The following is a 20,160-nucleotide window of genomic DNA, read 5'->3' on the forward strand; positions in this document are numbered from 1 at the left end:
TTTTATTCTTCGTTGATGAGTCTGATTTTATCTTCCAAAATTTCTATGACTTGGTCTTTATATAAACCGCCAATTGCCTTTTTGAAATTCTTTTTGCTCATTTGGAGTTCTTGCTTTATTTCTTCGGGTTCTGATTTGTCTGAGAGATAAAGAATTCCGTAATTTTCTTCTAATTTCTGAAGAATTTTTTGTTGAAACTCATCATGATTGTTTTCATAACCTTGTTTCTGAAGCGTAACATCTATTTTACCGTCTTCTCTGATGGTTTTGATGTAGCCTGTTTCTTCAGACAGCGGATATAATTTTTTGAAAACATCCGAAGTATAAATTAAGCCCAAATATTTTTTATTCACCACTACATTGAAACCAATTTCTGATTCTCCTGCAATGATAAGATTTACTTCTTCCCCTTTTTTGAAAGGAACATTTCCGTAAGACTGATTTCTCTTAAACTTAGTGGTTCCTGTAATTCTGTCAGAAACATCATCTACATAAACGTAAACCAAATAACGTTTTCCTTCTAGGATTTTACCTTTTTGTTGCTTGTAAGGAATAAATAAATCTTTGATAATTCCCCAGTCCATAAAAGCGCCACTTGGCAAAGATTGCACGCAAGTCATCACTGCAAACTCTCCTACTTCGCAAAGCGGAATTTCTGTAGTAGCTTTCAAAGTAGAATCATCTTGATACACGAAAACTGATATTTCATCACCTATTTCAGCATTTTCGTCTGCAAAAATTTTAGGCAAAAAAGCTCTTTCACCAGTTTGAGATTCTAAGAAAAGTCCAGAGGTGTTTTTTTCTGCGATTTTTAAAGTTTGAGTTTTTCCTAACTGCATTTTTATAATTGATAATTGGTAAGTTTTGCAAAGGTAAGGTTTTATTTCACAGCATCAAGTAAAGCTTGTATATCAAATTTCACCATTTTCTGAAATGCTTCTACTGCTTTTGGTGCTTTTTCGGCGTCATTCATCATATCAACTAAAATCTTTGGATAGACTTGCCAACACATTCCGAACTGGTCTGTAAGCCAACCGCAAACTTTTTCCTGTCCTCCATTATTCAGTAGATTTTCCCAATAGTAATCTATTTCTTCTTGTGTTTCGCATTCTATACAAAAAGAAACGGCTTCATCAAATTTGAAATTCGGGCCGCCATTTAATCCCATGAATTCTCTTCCGTTCAGTTCAAATTTTACGACCATTCCATTATCCGAAAGGACTTTAGAATTAGGGAAAATTTGGCAATAAAAATCTGCAGCTTCTCTGGCTTTTCCATCGTACCAAAGACATGGAAATATAGGTTTTGTAATCATATTTTTAATTTTTTTGAAATGGTGATATTTTAGAATTTTTCAATTTCTCTCGCTGATTCAGTTGATTAAGCAGATTTTAATTTCAATCATCGGCAAAATCTGCGCAATCTGCGAGAAACTTATATAACCAAATGTACAAAAAAAAGTTGCAGAAATTTTCTAAATGATAACTGAATTGCAGCCCGAGTTGAGCGGAGCTCTTTTTGTGTAGCGAAGCGAAACAAAAAAGCGGGAGCGGAACGAGGAAATTGCTGCCCAAATAAAAAAGAGAAGCCGAAACTTCTCTTTTATCTTTAAATATTTTTAAATTTTTTAATCAAAAATTACATGTGAATCGCACGTTTTCCTGTAGCGTCTAATGCAGCTTCTTTAATCGCTTCTGCATAAGTAGGATGCGCATGAGACATTCTAGAAATATCTTCTGCACTTGCACGGAATTCCATAGCAGTTACAGCTTCTGCAATTAAATCTGCAGCTCTTGCACCAATCATGTGAACGCCTAAAACTTCGTCTGTTTTTTCATCAGCCAAAATTTTAATTAATCCGTCAATATCTCCAGAAGCACGGCTTCTTCCTAAAGCTCTCATTGGGAAAGAACCTACTTTATAAGCTGCTCCTTCTTCTTTTAATTGCTCTTCAGTTTTACCCACTCCTGCAACTTCTGGCCAAGTGTAAACAACTCCTGGAATTAAGTTATAATTGATATGTGGTTTTTGACCTGCTAAAGTTTCAGCTACGAAAACGCCTTCTTCTTCCGCTTTGTGAGCCAACATAGCTCCTATTACTACGTCACCAATTGCATAAATATTTGCAACATTGGTCTGTAAATGGTCGTTTACTTTTACTCTTCCTCTTTCGTCTAATTCTACTCCTGCTTTTTCTAAGCCAAGACCTTCTGTGAATGGTTTTCTGCCTACAGAAACTAAAACATAATCTCCTTCTACACTTACTTCTTCTCCTTTTTTGTCTTTCGCAGTAATTTTTACAGAATCTCCGTTTCTTTCTACAGATTGAACTCCTGTTGAAAGCATGAATTTCATACCTTGTTTTTTAAGAACTTTAGTCAATTCTTTAGACAAAGCGCCATCCATTGTTGGGATAATTTTGTCCATATATTCTACTACGGTTACTTGAGAACCTAATCTCAAATAAACAGAGCCTAATTCTAGACCAATTACACCACCACCAATAACTACTAAATGTTTTGGAATTTCTTTTAAATTCAACGCTTCCGTAGAAGTGATAATTCTTTCTTTATCTATAGTGATGAAAGGCAAAGTAGATGGTTTAGAACCTGTAGCAACAATTGCATATTTGGTTTCTAAAATTTCAGAAGAACCATCATTTTTCGTTACTTTTACTTGAGTAGCAGATTCGAAACTACCCAAACCTTCAAAGACAGTTACTTTATTTTTGTCCATCAAGAAATTAATTCCTTTAGTAGTTTGGTCTACTACTTCGTTTTTACGAGCCACCATTCTTGCCAAATCAGCTTGAGGTTCGTTGATAATAATTCCGTGATTTGCAAAATTATGCTTTGCATTTTCGAAATGTTCTGAGCTGTCTAAAAGCGCTTTTGACGGAATACAACCTACATTTAAGCAAGTTCCTCCCAAAGTAGAATATTTCTCAATAAGAGCAGTTTTGAAACCTAATTGTGCGCATCTTAATGCAGCTACGTAACCACCAGGTCCAGAACCAATTACAGTAACATCAAATTGTGACATTTTATATTATTTTTTATTAAAATTTAATTTTTGCTAAAATACGTATTTTAAGACAAAGAGACAAAGGCTTTTCCGAAAGTTCTAAAATATTGAAATAACATCTAATTTTACAATTCTAACAATAAATTGTCTGTCAGTTCTAGATTTTCCCATTCATCATTATTAGCAGGAGGAAAGTTGTTTCTAGAATATGCTTTTCTATTCTCAAAATCAATTACCGCATGAAAATAATTATTAATCTTTAAATATGCTTTATTGAAATCTTCAGACCATAAAATCTTGATATTAGATATGATATTTTTATCTACAATATTTTCCACATCATAAATATGAACAGCATTTATAATTTCAAAATTATCATCAACAATATTCACAGCATAAAAATAACCTGTATTTTCATCATCTTCAAAAACAACACCATAATCTAAATTATCAAAAAAACTATCAACTACAGTTTCTTTTCCAACATAAAATTCTTCTTCATTATAAATGTATAATTCTCTTTTCATCCTTTAAATCACTTTAAAAACCTCAAAATATTTCTCTAAAATCATTTCTTTAGAAAATCTAGATTTTATAGAGTTTTTAATCGCTTCTGAATCGTGATTTTGTTCTAAAATTTCTGATCCGGATAAATGATTGGCAATGGTAGTCACAATGCGATCTGCACCACCTGCATTAAGATATGGAAGGATAAAAAGGATAGATTTTTTCATTCATTTTCAAAAAAATCATTCTGAATAAAAGAAGCGAAAATCTAAAAAGATTCTTCATTACGCTTCGCTTCATTCAGAATGACATGTAAGAGTTATATTTTTTTAATTTGCTACGTCTGAAATAAACTTAATTCTCAGCATTCTTACTTCTTCATCCGTTAAATCATCACCAAATTCCGCCAAAAGAACTTTCATAGAATCACTTTCGGATTCTTTCATAAAATCCATAAAATCATCTACAATATCTTCGTCAAAATTTTCTTCTATGTAATAATCTATATTGAGTTTAGTTCCTTGATAAACAATAGATTCCATTTCAGAAAGCAAATCGTCCATGCTCAGATGTTTCGCTTTGGCAATGTCTTCTAAATCTATTTTTTTGTCGGTATTTTGAATGATAAAAACTTTGTGCGAAGACTTATTGGCAACTGTTTTCAGCACCATGTCTTGAGTTCTCTCAATATTGTTATCTTCTACATATTTCGCGATGAATTCTGCAAATTCTTTTCCGTATTTTTTAGCTTTTCCTTCACCAACTCCGTAAACTTTTGCAATTTCGTCTACCGAAATTGGATATTGTACAGTCATATCTTCCAAACTTGGATCCATGAAAACCGTGTAAGGTGGAATGCCATGTTTTTTGGCTACTTTTTTTCTCAACTCTTTTAACTGAGCGAAAAGATTTTGGTCAAGACCACCTCCAGCTTGTACCTGAACTTGTTCTGCGTCTGCAATCGCTGCCAAATCATATTCTCTATCTTCGGCAATCATAAATTCTGGTGTTTCTTTTCCTGAAAGGAAATTTTTAGCTTTGTCTGAAAGTTTCAGAACGCCGTAAGTTTCTATATCTTTAGTCAAATAACCTTGTACAGTAGCTTGTCTGATGATGGATTTCCAATAATTATCATTTTCTGATTTCCCAATTCCGAAATGTTTAGAATTCTCTAATTTGTAAGCTTTGGTAGTTGCAGATTCTTTACCCGAAATAATCGAAATTAAATCTTTGGTTCTGAATTTTTCTTCCAAATCTTTTACGATTTCTAAGACTTTTTTCAAATCTTTAGAAGCATCTTTCAGTTTTGGCGGGTTTACAGAATTATCATCCATTTTAGCACCATCACCATTGATTGGGTCAAATTCTTCTCCGAAATAATACAATAAATATTGTCTTCTGCTCATAGAAGTTTCGGCGTAACCTACTACTTCATTCAAAAGTTGAAGTCCGATTTCACGTTCAGAAACTGGTTTTTGAGCTAAGAATTTTTCTAATTTTTCAATGTCTTTTGGGTCATAAAAAGCAAGGCAATGACCTTCTCCTCCATCTCTACCAGCTCTACCCGTTTCTTGGTAATAACTTTCTAGCGATTTTGGAATATCATAATGAATGACGAATCTTACATCTGGCTTGTCAATTCCCATTCCGAAAGCAATGGTAGCAACAATTACATCTGCTTCTTCCATCAAGAATTTATCTTGATTTGCTACTCTGGTTTTTTGGTCAAGACCAGCGTGATATGGCAATGCATTGATTCCATTTACCTGCAATAACTGAGAAAATTCCTCTACTTTTCTTCGGCTGAGACAATAAACAATTCCTGATTTGCCTTTATGTTGATTGATAAATTTTACGATTTCTCTGTCTACATTTACTTTAGGACGAATTTCGTAGTAAAGATTAGGTCTATTAAAACTATCTTTAAAAACCAATGCATTGTTCATTCCTAGAGTTTTCTGAATATCATCCTGAACTTTAGGTGTAGCAGTTGCAGTTAATGCAATTACAGGAACTTTTGCAATTTTATCAATTATTAATTTGAGATTTCTGTATTCTGGACGGAAATCATGTCCCCATTCCGAAATACAGTGCGCTTCGTCTATCGCTACGAAAGAAATTTTTATTTCTTTTAAAAAATTAAGGTATTCTTCTTTTACTAAACTTTCTGGAGCTACGTAGAGCAACTTGGTTTTGCCGCTTTTGATGTCATCAAAAACTTGTTTTGTTTGGGTTTTATTGAGAGAAGAATTCAGGACATGACCTACTCCTTCCTCGGCAGAAATACCATTAATGGCATCTACTTGGTTTTTCATTAAAGCAATCAGCGGAGAAACTACAATTGCAGTTCCTTCTGAAAGAAGTGCAGGAAGTTGATAACACAACGATTTACCACCACCAGTTGGCATTAATACGAAAACATCATTACCACTCAATAAGGTGGAAATAATTTCTTCTTGTCTTCCTTTAAAAGTAGAAAATCCGAAATATTTTTTTAGTGCACTTGTTAAATCTTCATGTTTAGTCTTCATCTGTTCAAGTAAGTTTTACTAAATTTGCATCTTACCAAAGATAAAACTTTTTAATGAGATTTGAAAATTTTTAAAAATTTAAAAAATCTTAATTTTTGTCTTTTGAAAAATAAATAAATCTAAGAAATTGTATTTTGGAAAAAATAGACATTATTAGCCTTGCCAAAAACGCTATTGCAGTAGAAGTTACTGAGCTAGAATCGCTTAAAAATAGAATTGATGAACAGTTCGAAAAAGCGGTAAACATCATCAATAATTCCACAGGAAAACTGATTGTAGTAGGCATCGGTAAATCTGCACACGTAGGAAATAAAATTGTAGCAACTTTAAATTCTACAGGAACTCCTTCGCAGTTTTTACACGCTGCGGAAGCAATTCACGGAGATTTAGGCGTGATACAAAAAAATGACGTGGTGCTTTGCATCTCTAACTCTGGAAATTCGCCAGAAGTAGTGTATTTATTGCCTTTTTTGAAAGATTATTCTGCTGCTTTAATTGGTATGACAGGAAATCTAAAATCTAAATTGGCAGAAGCTTCTGATGTGGTTTTAGATTCTTCGGTAAAAGTGGAAGCTTGTCCTAATAAATTGGCGCCAACAAGTTCTACTACGGTTCAAATGGCCATTGGTGATGCTTTAGCAGTTTGTTTAATGGAACTGAATAATTTCAAAGACCAAGATTTTGCAAAGTTTCACCCAGGTGGAAGTTTAGGAAAAAACTTAACGGCAAGAGTAGAACAATTCGTTTCTGAGCAGAGACCTTTAGTTGAAGTAAATTCTAGTATAAAAGATGTAATTTTTTCTATTTCAAGCTCTAAGCATGGAATTACGGTGGTAACAGACCAAGACAAAATAGTTGGTGTAATTACCGATGGAGACTTAAGAAGAATGCTTCTAAAAACCGAAAATCTTACCGGAATTTTAGCAAAAGATTTAATGTCTGCAAATCCCAAAACGGTTGACAAAAATGCGCTTGCAAAAGAAGCGATGACTGTTTTAAAGCAAAACAATATCGGTCAATTGATTGTAACAGATAATGGAAATTATTTCGGAATTATCGATTTACATAGATTGTTGGATGAAGGGATAAATTAGAAGAGACAAGAATCTAGAATCTAGAATCAAGAGCCAAGAGTCAAGAACTAAAACATTTCGTACAAGAAAGAATTAAACTGTAAGTTTAAATAATAAAAAATTAAACCCGAAAATTCGGAACTAAAATATATGGCAGAAGAGAAAGAAATGTCCTTTTTAGGACACATAGGTGAACTAAGATCGCATCTAATTCGTTGTATTATCGCAATTATTATTGGAGCTTTAATTGTAGGTTTCAATATTAACTGGATTATGGATCATGTGTTTTTTGCACCTACTAAAAATGATTTTATTACTTTTAGAGTGATCAATCATTATTCTCAGGAATTTTTTGGTCACGAAAGTTTCGTTTTGCCAGATACGTTTCAAGTTCAACAGAAAAAATTATTGCAACAGTTTGATGTAATGATGTCTGTTTCTATTTTCGGAGGAATGGTTTTGGCACTTCCTTATATTATTTGGGAATTGTGGAGATTCATTAGTCCAGCACTTCATCCTAAAGAAAGAAAAAATTCATCTTTTGTGATTAATTTTGTGTGGATTCTTTTTATTATTGGTGCATTAGTAGGATATTTCCTTATCCTTCCATTAGCAATTAATTTCGGATTATTATTTACCATTTCAGATTCTATCACGCAATTATTTGATTTATCAGATTACACTACTCTATTTTTGCAAGTGGTTTTAGGAATGGGATTGGTTTTCTTATTTCCAGTAGTCGTTTATTTTTTGACAACGATAGGAATTTTGACGCCTGTATTTTTAAAAACGTACAGAAGACACGCGATTGTAGTCATTATGGTAGTTGCCGCAATTGTAACTCCGGCAGATGTTTTCAGTATGTTGGCTGCAGCATTTCCGCTTTTGGTTTTGTATGAATTCAGTGTTTTGATGAGCATTTATGTTTACAAAAAAATTCAAAAAGCAGAACAAAAAGAATTGGCCAAAAGAAACGCTTAACTTTTAAACTTAAAAAATGAAATTTCTCAATAAACAGTTTACGCAAGAAACCTTAAAACTTGCGCTCCCAGTAATGCTTACACAAGTAGGGCAAGTTTCTGTAAACTTGTTTGATAACATTATTGTAGGAAAACTTCTTGGCGCAAAAGCATTGGCAGCTGTTTCTCTTGGAAACGCTATGTTTTTCTCTATTTTTATCTTTGGATTAGGTTTTTCATTGGCGATTCCGCCATTGGTTTCTGAAGCGCATTCTCAACATGATCACAACAGAATTAACAGCATTTTCCGACACGGATTTGTGGTAAATATCATTTTGGCTTTTGTTTTAATGCTTTTGATATTTGGAATCATTCCACTTATGCCATATTTGAATCAACCAAAAGAAATTTTACCCGATACTATTACCTTTCTTTCCATCGTAACCTTAAGTATCATTCCATTTATGATTTTTCAAACGATGAGAGAAGTTTCAGAAGGACTTTCTTTTACGATTGGGGTAACCAAAGCGACCATTTTTGCAAATGTTATTAATGTTATTCTCAATTATGTGTTTATAGAGCATTTTAAAATGGGAGTTGCTGGTTCAGCTTGGGCTACATTTATTGCAAGAGTTGCCATGATGGTTTTCTTGTATTATGTGTTGATTAAAGAAGAAAAAACGAGAAGATACATCAAAGATTTTTCATTAAAAATAAAGGATTTCACCAAAGAAATGTTCGAAAAACTAATCAGATTAGGCTTTCCTACTGCATTGCAATTGTTTTTTGAAGTAACGGCTTTTGCTGGTGCTGCTTTTATCTGCGGATTGATTTCTGCAAAAGACATTGCAGCGCATCAAATTGCACTTTCTATGGCGAGTTTTACGTTTAATCTTTGTGTAGGATTCAGTGTAGCTTCTACGGTAATGATTGGAAGAAAATTAGGCGAAAAAGACTTTGTAAATCTAGAAAAAGTAGGTTTTAACAACCTGAAAATCGCTTTTATCTTTATGTTAATGTGTGGATTGGTTTTTATTCTTGGAAAAGATGTTTTACCAACATTTTTCACCAAAAAAGAAGACATTGCTGTAGTAGAATTGGCATCTCAATTGATGATTATTGCAGCATTATTTCAATTATCAGACGGAATTCAGGTGACTGCACTTGGTTGTCTTAGAGGAATACAAGACGTGAAAATTCCTTCTATTCTTACCTTTATTGCTTATTGGGTAATCACCATTCCATTGGGTTATTATCTTACGGTTCCTATGAAGATGGGCGCTTTCGGAATGTGGATTGCTCTGGGAATTGGACTTACCATTTCTGCGGTGCTTTTGGTAATAAGATTTAGAAATCTTTCGGAGAAAAGAATTAAAGCTCAGTCCAACTAAAAATAAAAAAGTCTTGAAGAGAACATTCAAGACTTTCTTTTTATTAAAACTTAAAGTTTAATCTAACATTAAAAAATCTACCTGTTAATCTTACAGGAACTGGATAAATATAACTTGAATTAACATCGGTAATCCATTGATTAGCAATGGTGTTATTAATATTGAAAGCATTGAAAATCTGAACACCTAATGATAATTCTTTACATTTTCTCCAGAAATCACCTGTTTCTTTGTTGTCTTTTTGGTCAATGAAAACTTTTTCTAAACCAATGTCAACACGTTTGTAAGAAGGTAAAGTTTTGGTGTATTCATAAGGATCTGCAAATAATGAAGCTCCATTTGGTAAACCGCTTGCAAATAATAACGTAAGATTAACTTTCATGCTTGGGAATTTCGGCATGTAATCCTGATAAAACATCGAAAATCTAAATCTTTGGTCAGTAGGTCTTGCAATGTAGCCTCTTCCATCAATATTTTCTTTTGCTCTGGCATAACTTACAGAAATCCAAGAATCTACACCGGGAACAAATTCACCGAACAATCTGGTATCAACTCCATAAGCATAACCTTCGGAATTATTTTTTCCTGAATATCTAATTCTAACATTATCAATATAATACGGAATTAAATCATTCATTTTTTTGTAATACAATTCTGTGGTCAATTTAAATGGTCTGTCAACCATTTTGAACTCATAATCATTTGCTAAAATAAGTTGAATTGATTTTTGAGCTTTAATATTTTCATTAAATGTTCCGTCTAAATCTTTGATTTCTTTGTAATAAGGCGCTTGATAATAAACTCCTCCCGAAATTCTGAAAAGCATATCTGCATCCCAATCTGGTTTTATCGCGAATTGTGCTCTTGGTGAAATTAAAGTTTCTTTGTTAAAACTCCATTGTTGCGCTCTTACTCCACCATTGATAAACACTCTGTTTTCTCCCCAATATAATTTTTTAGAAAATTGTGCGTAACCAGAAATTCTCCTAGGATTGATTTCATTATTTCCAGAAATATTGTATTTCAATTTTAAATCAGACGCGTCTAAAACTCCTGGATTCAAATAAGTTCTCGGTGTGCTGTAACCCAAAGAATCTACCAACTGCCATTCATTCGTAAGATCTTTAAGCATTTCTTTCTCGAATTTTGCACCTACTTCTATATCAGTATTGGCATTTGGAGAAAATTTTACTCTCAATTGACTTCCATAAGTTCTTGCTAATAAATCATTTCTTGCATGATCTATTTGTCCGCCTGCATCATAACTAGAATTCGGGTCTCCAGTCACAGGATCAAAGGTTTGCAATAAATAACCTGAAGCAATGGTATAATATTCTCTTTCTCTGTTTTGATAGGCAAAATTATCTAGCGTTACACTTAATTTTTTGCTTGGTTTATACATGATAGAAGCAGTTCCCATCATGTTTTTATAAGAATCATCTTCTTTCCCTTCATAACCTACCAATAATTTTATCGGCTGTTGTACAGTTCCAAAATCTACTTCTTTGTAATTTGGAATCATTTCATAGTCATTTTTTGACCAATATCCTAAAAATGAAACCGACCATTTACCATTGATATAATAATTGATATACGATTGAAAATCAAAATATTGAGGATTAAAATCTGTATCTTCATTTAACGTATTCAGAACCAAATTGGTGTTTCTGTATCTTCCTGAGAATAAAGCTGATAATTTCTTATTCTTAGAAGCTAAACCTAAAGACAGTCTTCCGCCAATAAGACTTGCTTCGCCAGAGATTTCAGTTTTTGAAGGTTGTCTGTAATAAATATTAAGCGCAGAACTCATTTTATCGCCATATTTCGCTTCGAAACCACCTGCAGAAAAGTTAATCATAGAAACCATATCTGGATTAATGATGCTCATTCCTTCTTGCAAAGAATTTCTCACAAGAAACGGTCTGTAAATCTCAATATCATTGATGTAAATTAAATTTTCATCATAATTACCACCTCTCACCATGTATTGCGATGACAATTCTGCATTAGAATTTACCGAAGGCAAAGACTTAATCAAACCTTCTACACCACCAGAAAGCGAAGCTACAATCTGAGCTTGTTTTGCAGAAATTTCAAGAGAAGTAAGGTCGGTATTCTTTGGTTTTCCTCTTCCACGGAAGGTAATTTCTTGAATATCTTTAGTTTTAATGGAAAGCACCATCAAAACATTTAAGTTTTGGTATTTTAATTCAGGATTGATTTTCTTGGTAAAAGAAACATAAGATTCCTTTTCTGCCGTCAATACTTGTTCTGTTTCAGCTACAGGAATTTTAGCAAAACCTTGCGCATTTGTGGTAAAGTTTTGATTGTTATAATTGACTTTTACATCAGAAACTGGACTTCCGTTATCGTCTAAAATTTTCAAATTAATTTGTGAAAAAATAAAGACTGGAAATGTAAGAACTAAGAATAATATGAGCTTTTTCAAAAGGTTATATTTTAAAGGATAAATTTATAAAATTTAATCAAATTGATAAAGAATTATTTCAATGGTAAATTTTAGTAATTTTTTGTGTTTTTCAAAAGAAAAAACCAAGCAAAAATGCTTGGTTCAATATTATAAGATTGCTTCTCTTACTCGAGTTAGTTTTCCTAATAAATCATCGAGCAAATCAAGTTTTAGCATATTCGCTCCGTCTGATTTTGCACAAGAAGGATCTGGATGTGTTTCAATGAAAATTCCGTCTGTTCCTACTGCAATTCCAGCTTTGGCAATGGTTTCTATCAATTCTGGTCTTCCTCCTGTTACTCCTGAATTTTGATTAGGCTGTTGAAGAGAATGTGTAACGTCTAAAATGACAGGTGCATAATGTTGCATGGTAGGAATTCCTCTAAAATCTACCACCAAATCTGTATATCCGAAAGAATTCCCTCTCTCAATAATCGCCACTTTGTCATTTCCGGAATCTAATACTTTTTGCACCGCAAATTTCATAGATTCTGGCGAAAGAAACTGTCCTTTTTTTAAAGTTACAGCTTTCCCTGTTTTTGCTGCAGCCACTACTAAATCTGTCTGACGAACCAAAAACGCAGGAATTTGCAAAACATCTACTCCGTAAGAAGCTGCGAGTTCTGCATGAGCGTTTTCGTGAATATCTGTAGTAGTAGGAATATTAAAATGCTCTCCTACTTTTTTGATAATTTCTAAAGCTTTTTCGTCGCCAATTCCTGTAAAACTGTCTACTCTGCTTCTGTTGGCTTTTTTAAAACTTCCTTTGAAAATGTAAGGAATCTTATATTTATCTGAAAGTTTTACAATTTTTTCGGCAATTTCAAATGCCATTTCTTCGCCTTCAATAGCACAAGGACCAGCAATTAAAAAGAAATTTTTAGAATCTTTGTGATGAATTTTATCAAGTAATTGTATCATTATAACTTTAAATTTTAGATTTTAGGTTTGTGATTTGTTGAATAAAATCTTCTGTATTTTCTGGTGAAAGCATGTAGATTTTCCCAGATTTCATGGTGATTTTTACTTTTTTATAAATATTGGTAACGTACCAAACATCATTTCCGTTAAAATAGCCAAAATATCCAAAAACGCCTCCTGCTCCAAATGTTCTGATGTTTAATCCTAACTTTTCTACTTTTTCAACATAAGAAATATCTTGAATTGAAATTTTAAAATTAACAAAAGCATTTTTTACATGGATTGCATTTTCACTCAAACTGATTTTGGGAATCATGAAATAAGCAAAAATAAAAGCTCCTGAAAGAATACTGCCCAAAGTAATTAATGCGAATTTAGGTGCATCTGTATTGAACATGAAAATAACCATTCCAATAGAGAAAAAAATGTATAAAATGGTGTAAAATAACGTCCATTTATCCATTTTAGCATTCGCAAATTCTTTCATATCATTAGTTTTAGGCAAAAATAAAAAATTCCGCTCAAAAAGAACGGAATTTATATTGATTTAACATTTTTAGAATTTAATGATAGAAGCCATTTTTTCGTTCTCTTCCATTACCAACTCATCGTCTACCAAGATTTTACCAGAATGCTCATCGATGATAATTTTCTTACGCTGAGCGATTTCCATTTGTTTCTGTGGCGGAATGGTAAAGAATGAACCTTTTGGCGCACCTCTTTCCAGACCTACTACTGCTAATCCGTTTCCAGAATTATTTCTAATTCTTTTGTAAGAAGCCAATAGTCTTTCGTCTATTTTTTCTGCAAATTCTTTAGATTTTTCTAAAAGATAATCTTCTTCTTTTTGAGTTTCAGAAATTAAAGCATCAAGTTCGTTTTTCTTGAAGTTTAAGTGACTTTCTAACTCTCCGATTTTACCTTTCAACTCATCTAAAAGTTCATTTTTGTGAGCGATTTTTGCAGTAAATTCTTTGATTTTCTTTTCAGCCAACTGAACTTCTAAATCCTGAAATTCTATTTCTTTAGCAAGCGCTTCGAATTCTTTATTATTTCTTACGTTGTCTTGTTGAGATTTATATTTCTCCATCAAAGATTTAGAATGATTAATAACTTCTTTTTTGTTATTAATGTCATCATTTAAGTCTTTAATTTCGTTTTCGAATTTTTGTGCTCTCTTGTTAAGACCTTCGATTTCGATTTCTAAATCTTCTACCTCAATTGGTAATTCACCTCTTGTATTGCGGATTTCGTCTAATCTAGAGTCTATGATTTGTAAATCATAAAGGGCTCTTAATTTTTCTTCTACTGAAATTTCTACAGTTTTTTTTGCCATATCTTAAAAGAAATAATTTACAGGGTTGGTTTTTTCTGTGGATTTTGAGAATGCAAATGTAGGAAATTTTTCCGACAAAATCTCAACTAATTGCTCAGTAACAAATTGTTCTGACTCGAAATGTCCTATATCACAGATGAGCATTTGGTTTTCGCTTTGGAAAAAATCGTGGTATTTTACATCTCCCGTTAAGTAAGCATCACATCCAGAAGCTTTTGCTGCCGAAATTCCACTGGCTCCACTTCCACCTAAAACGCCTACTTTCTTGATTTTTTTATTCAAAAACTCAGAATGACGAATCACTTCTAAATTGAATTTTTCTTTCACAAATTTTAAGAAATCTTTTTCTGCCATTTCTTGTTCTAATTCTCCGTATCTTCCTAAGCCAACGTATTGATTATCATTCTCTAAAGCATAAAGTTGATACGCCACTTCTTCATAAGGATGCGTAGATTTCATCGCAGATAAAATCTGATTCTTTTTGAAACCTTCAAAAATCACAGAAATCATTTCTTCATCAGCATTTTCTCTCACATTATAAGTTCCCAAAAATGGATTAGAACCTTCAATCGGTCTGAAAGTTCCATTTCCTTTCACCGAAAAACTGCATTCATCATAGAAACCAATATTTCCTGCACCTGCTTCAAATAAAGCATTTTTCACCTTCTCTGAATAATCAGACGGAACATAAACTACCAATTGCAGAAGATTTTCTGACTTTGGAATCAGAATTTTTTGATTTTTCAAGCCTAATTCATTGCAGATTCTATAATTCACTCCAAAATAATCATTATCAAAAGCTGTGTGAATCGCATAAATCGCAATTTTATTTTCGATGGCTTTTAGAACTGCGCGTTCTACATAGTTTTTGCCAGTGATGGATTTTAACCCAGAAAAAATAATTGGGTGAAACGTTACAATCACATTACAATTCTTTGCAATAGCCTCATCTACAACGTTTTCTAGCGCATCATGACAAACCAAAACTCCAGAAACTTCTCTGGCAGGATTTCCACAAAGCAAACCTACATTATCAAAATCTTCAGCTTGTTTCAGCGAAAATAGTTTATCTAATTCTGAAGTAAATTCTTTTAAAATCATTTTCAAATAATATTTCTGAAAAATTAAGTTTTACAAAAATACAATTTCATTCTTAGTTTTATCTTCTTGAAATTTAAATATTTCTCTTATTTTTGACAAGAAGAAGCTGTCATTTGATTAAAATGGCACAAAAACACTTAATTTTCTAAAAATGCAAAAAAGAGAACATAATTTAATTGCTGAAGATACTCCTTGGAAAAAGAAAATTTTCAGGATTATCTATTTTTCTGACACTCCTTCAGGAAAGATTTTCGACTTATTGCTTCTTTTGATGATTATCCTGAGTACTTTCATTGTTATGATGGAAAGTGTTCAAAAAGTAGATGAATATTATCATTCTCTTTTGGTAAGCTTAGAATGGCTCATTACCATTGCATTTACGATAGAATATATTCTGAGGATTTCTGTGGTTAAAAACAAGAAAGATTATATTTTCAGTTTTTTAGGTATTATAGATTTTTTATCACTTCTTCCGTTTTTCTTGAGCTTATTTTTCCCATTCACCAAGTTTCTTTCTATGATTAGACTCTTGAGAATGCTAAGAATTTTTAGAGTTCTCAATTTATTAGATTACATGAATGACGGCCAATACATTGTTCAAGCACTAAAAAACAGCTCTAGAAAAATTTATATTTTCCTTCTTTTCATAATGATTCTAGTGACTATAATTGGTTCACTGATGTTTGTTATAGAAAACGGAAATAACGGATTTATAGACATTCCTACGTCTATTTATTGGGCAGTTGTAACGATTACTACAGTGGGTTATGGTGATATTTCTCCAGTTACTCCTTTAGGAAAATTTTTATCCGTCATTTTAATGTTATGCGGTTATAGCATCATTGCTGTTCCTACAGGAATTGTAACCTCTGAAATGAGAAAAAAAATGGCCAAAACTAGACTTTGCGACAGATGTGGAAATAGTGAAAATGATGAAGATGCAAGATATTGCAAGACTTGTGGCGAAAAACTTATGGAATTAAAATAAACTTATCATCTTCTAAATAGCCTTTCATCAAAACTAAAACTTTCTATTTTCAAAATTTTAATTTGATTAAAATTTTTATGTCTCGGATTCACTAAATAATTAAATTCACCTTGAACTGTAGCAGAAGGAATTTTCAGCACCAAAAATTTCTGCTCTTTCAGAAATTTATCTCCTAACATTTGAGTAGAATTAGAGTGCGGAAATGTTTGCCAATCTTTTGGTAATCTTTTCAATTCTAAAAAATCTTCATCAGGAACTTCAATATGTACCAATTGATAATCTTTTGGTAAAATCCCAAGCGGAACGTGAACTGCAATTTCTGTAACGCAAAGCGCAATACTTTGTGAAGTATAAAGCATAGCATTTCCTCTACTATTCCATCTTCCACCAACCAATTCAGCTCCTTTTCCAGATAAATCATTGGCAAATTGTGCTTTTGAAAGTCTAAAAACAATCATTTCTGAATCTATCTTATGCTAAAACACCGTGCTCAATTCTAACTAATTCATCCATTAATAAATTAATTCCAAAAGAATTTTTAAGTAAATCCCTTGGTATAATGTTTCCTAGAGCAAGGTTTTCTGTTTCTAGCCAAGTAGAAAAATTCTCTCTACTGCCGAAAACTTCTTCGCCTTTACTGTGTAAAATTTCTATTTGCATAATACGTTCTGACTGTAAAGCATCAAACGTTTTTGATTCTTTTTGGTAGCGTGATAAGGTTTTATTAGAAATATGTAAAAAATCCGCCCAATTTTGGAGCGTAAAACTGTATTTTTTTATAATATTTTCGAAAGCAGTAAAAGAAATCCCTTTATTAATAGAATCTATAATAGCAAAGACGCTTCTATCATCAATAGAAGTAAAATCTACGGAAGTACCATAGAAAGCAGTAGTTTCTTGTACAAGTTGCACTTCTTTTTCTTCTTGCGTATAAAATTTATTCTTTTTCATCTCATAAATATTTACACAAATATAAGACTTTTGTCTAAAATAAAAAGACTTTTGTCTATTTTTTTTCAATAATAGTTAATAAATAAAATAAAAAACGCGCTATTTAGCGCGTTTTTCTTAAATATATTGGGAGTAATATTATTTTACTTTCACCAATTCTACATCGAAGATTAACCAAGCATTTGGTGGAATTACACCTCCTGCTCCTCTTGTTCCGTAACCTAATTCAGATGGAATTAACAAAGTAGCCGCTTCTCCTTCTTTGAGAAGTTGGATTCCTTCATCCCAACCTTTGATTACTTGACCAACTCCGATTGGAATTTCGATAGGCTCACCTCTTTTGAAAGAATTATCAAACTCTTGTCCGTTTGTTAATTTACCAGCGTAGTGTACAGAAACCATGTCTCCAGCTTTTGGAGCTTTACCTTCTGGATTAGATTTTGTGATTTTATACATTAAACCAGAAGCTGTTGCAGTCATTCCAGCTTTTAAATCTTCTAATTTTTTAGCAGCTTCTGCTTCTTGTTTAGCGATGTAAGCTTTATTGTTTTCTTGGATTTTTGCCTTCCCTTCGTTGAAGATTTTAGCAGCATCATATTTTTCGTAATCATCACCTTTAGTGAAAACAGTCACTTTTACAATTTTAATCTCTTCTTTTGGTCTATCTTGAGCACTAGTTTCAGAATTAGCAATTGCGTCAATTACATCTTCTCCTTTAATTACTTTACCAAAAATAGTGTGTCTTCCGTCTAACCAAGGTGTAGGAACTTCTGTAATGAAAAACTGAGAACCATTCGTATTAGGTCCAGAATTTGCCATAGAAAGATATCCTTTTCCTTCGTGTTTTAGGTCGTTTTTCTCATCATCAAACTTATAACCAGGATCTCCCATTCCTGTTCCTTGAGGATCACCTCCTTGAATCATAAAGTTTTTAATCACTCTGTGAAAAACAATTCCATCATAATAAGGAACTCCTTTTGCTTTTGCTTTATTTTCAATAGTTCCTTGTGCAAGACCTACAAAATTAGCTACTGTAACAGGTGCATCTTGATCAAAAAATTGGATAATCAATTCACCTTTAGAAGTTTCCATTTTAGCGTAAACACCGTCTTGAAGACCGTTGTAAAAATCTTTGTCTATATTCATTTTTTTATAAATTGGAGTACAATTAATTAAGGTAATAATTGCAATAGTTAATAAAATTATTTTTTTCATTTTATGGATTTACAAAATTTTAATTTTAATAATTAAAGGCATGTCATTTGGGATTTTTTCATCATCTCCATACGTTCCAAAAGCCAAAACTGAAGGTACTAAAAGTGTAGCTTGTTCCCCCTTTTCCATATAACGTACCGCATCTTCTACTGCTTTCAACTCTTCAAATTTTCCTAATGGAGCATCTATATTTTGATTAGGCTTCTCGTATAATTTTTCTTGGTTAAAATCATATAAATCATATTCATACGAAACCAATTCACCATCTTTTTTCTTACTTCTAGATTCAGAATCACTAATATCCGTCCAATAATTTAGTCCTGTAGAATAGAATTTTTTGTCTTGCTGGTCTATCCAATCTTGAATTTGTTTTCTTTCTAATAAATTGAGATTTTTTGCTCTATTTTTAGATAAATTTAAGTCTTCTTGTGACAAAACACCACCAACTGGAGGATGGGCTGGCGAATTTTTAACACAAGACAAAAGTGATAATAATGAAATGAAAACTACCTTTTTCATATTGACTGCGAAAATACTAATTACTCAATAAATAACAACGAAAAAACCGAGAAAAGATTTCCTCGGTTTAAAATATTTAAAGTCTTATTTCTAAGCAGTTTCTAAAATATGCTTTTCTACTTTTACTCTCCATCCAAAAGGATCTTCAGCTTTATTGGTTTGAATATCTACCAATGCTTTTTTAAGAGTTAACGCGAAACTTTCTTCTTCTGAAAGTTCTGGTAAAGTTAATTTTTGGTCTTTATAACCTATCGCTTTGAAAACGCTAGTTACTACAGCAGTTCCTACTCCCCAAACTTCAATTAACTGACCTTTTGAATGTGCTTCTAGAACTTTAGGAACTTCTACTGGCTCTACTTTTACGTCAATTCCTTTGTGTTTTGCTAATTGAAGGAAACTATCTCTAGTAACTCCATCTAGAATTTTTTCAGAAGTTGGCGGTGTATAAATAGTATCGTTTATTCTTACAAAAACATTCATTGTACCACTTTCTTCGAAATATTTATGAGTAGCATCATCTGTCCAGATGATTTGCTCATAACCTTCTTCTGCAGCTAATTTTGTTGGATAAAATGAAGCAGCGTAATTTCCTGCAGCTTTAGCAGAACCTACTCCACCACTTGCAGCTCTAGAATAAAAATCTGAAATTTTTACAGAAACTGGCTCCGTGTAATAACTTTGCACGGGAGTTGCAACAATCGCAAACATATATTTATTAGCAATTCTTGCTTTTAGAGCTTCTTCTGTTGCAAAAATTAAAGGTCTTATATAAAGAGCTTTACCTTCTCCATAAGGAATCCAATTTCTATCCATATCTACTAATGCTTTAAGACCACCGATAAACATTTCTTCAGTGATTTCCGGCATTGCAAGACGCTTTGCTGACTTATTAATTCTTTCGAAATTTTTCTCAGGACGGAAAAGATACACTTCTCCATCTTTATCTTTATAAGCCTTCATTCCTTCAAAACAAGCTTGCCCATAATTTACGCCCATCATTGCTGGTGTAAAAGGAAGTGGACCATATGGCATAAGCCTGACTTCACCCCATTTTCCATTTTCGTACTCACATACAATCATATGATCTATAAATGCTGTACCAAATCCAATGTTTTCTGGGTCAAATTCCCCAATTCTTGAGTTTGAAGTTTTTTGAATTATCATTTTAAAAATT

Annotated in this window: 20 protein-coding genes; 4 read left to right on the forward strand and 16 right to left on the reverse strand. The window is 32.5% G+C overall.

All coding sequences use genetic code 11. The annotated features are described in order from the left end of the window. Nucleotides 1-2: 2 nt before the first annotated feature. The 6 genes from C3729_RS07930 to recQ form a co-directional block, all read right to left on the reverse strand. Nucleotides 3-839: a S1 RNA-binding domain-containing protein gene (locus C3729_RS07930; RefSeq protein ID WP_104793673.1), complete on the reverse strand. Its 837-nt coding sequence runs from the start codon at nt 837-839 to the stop codon at nt 3-5. A gap of 41 nt (nt 840-880) precedes the next feature. Continuing rightward, nucleotides 881-1,315: a VOC family protein gene (locus C3729_RS07935; protein WP_221404907.1), complete on the reverse strand. Its 435-nt coding sequence runs from the start codon at nt 1,313-1,315 to the stop codon at nt 881-883. 323 nt (nt 1,316-1,638) lie between these two features. Continuing rightward, nucleotides 1,639-3,042, reverse strand: a complete 1,404-nt coding sequence (gene lpdA / locus C3729_RS07940; protein WP_104793674.1) for a dihydrolipoyl dehydrogenase — start codon at nt 3,040-3,042, stop codon at nt 1,639-1,641. A gap of 107 nt (nt 3,043-3,149) precedes the next feature. Beyond that, complete coding sequence (locus C3729_RS07945; RefSeq protein ID WP_104793675.1) at nt 3,150-3,551, reverse strand: DUF2251 domain-containing protein; 402 nt, start codon at nt 3,549-3,551, stop codon at nt 3,150-3,152. Nucleotides 3,552-3,554: 3 nt separating this feature from the next. Then, nucleotides 3,555-3,758, reverse strand: coding sequence for a hypothetical protein (locus C3729_RS13280; protein WP_104793676.1), 204 nt, complete (start codon nt 3,756-3,758; stop codon nt 3,555-3,557). A 102-nt stretch (nt 3,759-3,860) separates the two neighbouring features. Then, the gene (recQ, locus tag C3729_RS07955; RefSeq protein WP_104793677.1) at nt 3,861-6,062 is read right to left on the reverse strand and encodes a DNA helicase RecQ; all 2,202 of its coding nucleotides are present in this window, start codon (nt 6,060-6,062) and stop codon (nt 3,861-3,863) included. 134 nt (nt 6,063-6,196) lie between these two features. Between recQ and C3729_RS07960 the strand changes: the two genes are divergently transcribed. The 3 genes from C3729_RS07960 (at nt 6,197) to C3729_RS07970 (ending at nt 9,485) form a co-directional block, all read left to right on the forward strand. Then, nucleotides 6,197-7,156: an SIS domain-containing protein gene (locus tag C3729_RS07960; RefSeq protein ID WP_104793678.1), complete on the forward strand. Its 960-nt coding sequence runs from the start codon at nt 6,197-6,199 to the stop codon at nt 7,154-7,156. A 129-nt stretch (nt 7,157-7,285) separates the two neighbouring features. After that, nucleotides 7,286-8,116, forward strand: a complete 831-nt coding sequence (gene tatC / locus C3729_RS07965) for a twin-arginine translocase subunit TatC (RefSeq protein ID WP_104793679.1) — start codon at nt 7,286-7,288, stop codon at nt 8,114-8,116. A gap of 16 nt (nt 8,117-8,132) precedes the next feature. Then, the gene (locus tag C3729_RS07970; RefSeq protein WP_104793680.1) at nt 8,133-9,485 is read left to right on the forward strand and encodes an MATE family efflux transporter; all 1,353 of its coding nucleotides are present in this window, start codon (nt 8,133-8,135) and stop codon (nt 9,483-9,485) included. Between the two features lie 43 nt (nt 9,486-9,528). Here the strand turns inward: C3729_RS07970 and C3729_RS07975 are convergent, their stop codons facing one another. The 5 genes from C3729_RS07975 to C3729_RS07995 all read right to left on the reverse strand — a co-directional run bounded on the left by C3729_RS07975 (nt 9,529) and on the right by C3729_RS07995 (nt 15,313). Further along, entirely contained in the window at nt 9,529-11,667 is a 2,139-nt protein-coding gene (locus C3729_RS07975; protein WP_104793824.1) for a TonB-dependent receptor plug domain-containing protein, read from the reverse strand. 396 nt (nt 11,668-12,063) lie between these two features. Then, nucleotides 12,064-12,876, reverse strand: a complete 813-nt coding sequence (gene kdsA / locus C3729_RS07980) for a 3-deoxy-8-phosphooctulonate synthase (protein ID WP_104793681.1) — start codon at nt 12,874-12,876, stop codon at nt 12,064-12,066. Between the two features lie 7 nt (nt 12,877-12,883). Then, on the reverse strand, nt 12,884-13,363 hold the full coding sequence (locus C3729_RS07985) for a PH domain-containing protein (RefSeq protein WP_104793682.1): 480 nt from the start codon (nt 13,361-13,363) through the stop codon (nt 12,884-12,886). Nucleotides 13,364-13,432: 69 nt separating this feature from the next. Continuing rightward, nucleotides 13,433-14,212, reverse strand: coding sequence for a zinc ribbon domain-containing protein (locus tag C3729_RS07990; RefSeq protein WP_104793683.1), 780 nt, complete (start codon nt 14,210-14,212; stop codon nt 13,433-13,435). 3 nt (nt 14,213-14,215) lie between these two features. After that, complete coding sequence (locus C3729_RS07995; protein ID WP_104793684.1) at nt 14,216-15,313, reverse strand: Nif3-like dinuclear metal center hexameric protein; 1,098 nt, start codon at nt 15,311-15,313, stop codon at nt 14,216-14,218. 151 nt (nt 15,314-15,464) lie between these two features. On the opposite strand from C3729_RS07995, the gene C3729_RS08000 reads away from it, so the two are divergent. Beyond that, nucleotides 15,465-16,301 (forward strand): ion transporter, encoded by an 837-nt coding sequence (locus tag C3729_RS08000; protein ID WP_104793685.1) that lies wholly within the window; start codon nt 15,465-15,467, stop codon nt 16,299-16,301. Between the two features lie 5 nt (nt 16,302-16,306). On the opposite strand, the gene C3729_RS08005 is transcribed toward C3729_RS08000, so the two are convergent. From C3729_RS08005 to C3729_RS08025, 5 genes are all read right to left on the reverse strand, one after another. Continuing rightward, nucleotides 16,307-16,759, reverse strand: coding sequence for an RES family NAD+ phosphorylase (locus C3729_RS08005; RefSeq protein ID WP_104793686.1), 453 nt, complete (start codon nt 16,757-16,759; stop codon nt 16,307-16,309). Nucleotides 16,760-16,772: 13 nt separating this feature from the next. Then, a complete protein-coding gene (locus tag C3729_RS08010) occupies nt 16,773-17,252 on the reverse strand; it encodes an antitoxin Xre/MbcA/ParS toxin-binding domain-containing protein (RefSeq protein ID WP_104793687.1) in 480 nt (159 codons plus the stop codon). A gap of 138 nt (nt 17,253-17,390) precedes the next feature. Then, nucleotides 17,391-18,398 carry a peptidylprolyl isomerase gene (locus C3729_RS08015; protein WP_411266656.1) on the reverse strand — a complete coding sequence of 336 codons (1,008 nt, stop codon included), beginning with the start codon at nt 18,396-18,398 and terminating at the stop codon, nt 17,391-17,393. Nucleotides 18,399-18,476: 78 nt separating this feature from the next. Then, complete coding sequence (locus C3729_RS08020; protein ID WP_104793689.1) at nt 18,477-18,986, reverse strand: FKBP-type peptidyl-prolyl cis-trans isomerase; 510 nt, start codon at nt 18,984-18,986, stop codon at nt 18,477-18,479. Between the two features lie 90 nt (nt 18,987-19,076). Continuing rightward, entirely contained in the window at nt 19,077-20,150 is a 1,074-nt protein-coding gene (locus C3729_RS08025) for a branched-chain amino acid aminotransferase (protein WP_104793690.1), read from the reverse strand. Nucleotides 20,151-20,160: the final 10 nt, after the last annotated feature.

The sequence above is a fragment of the Cloacibacterium normanense genome, from assembly GCF_002943105.1.
Classification (GTDB): Bacteria; Bacteroidota; Bacteroidia; order Flavobacteriales; family Weeksellaceae; genus Cloacibacterium.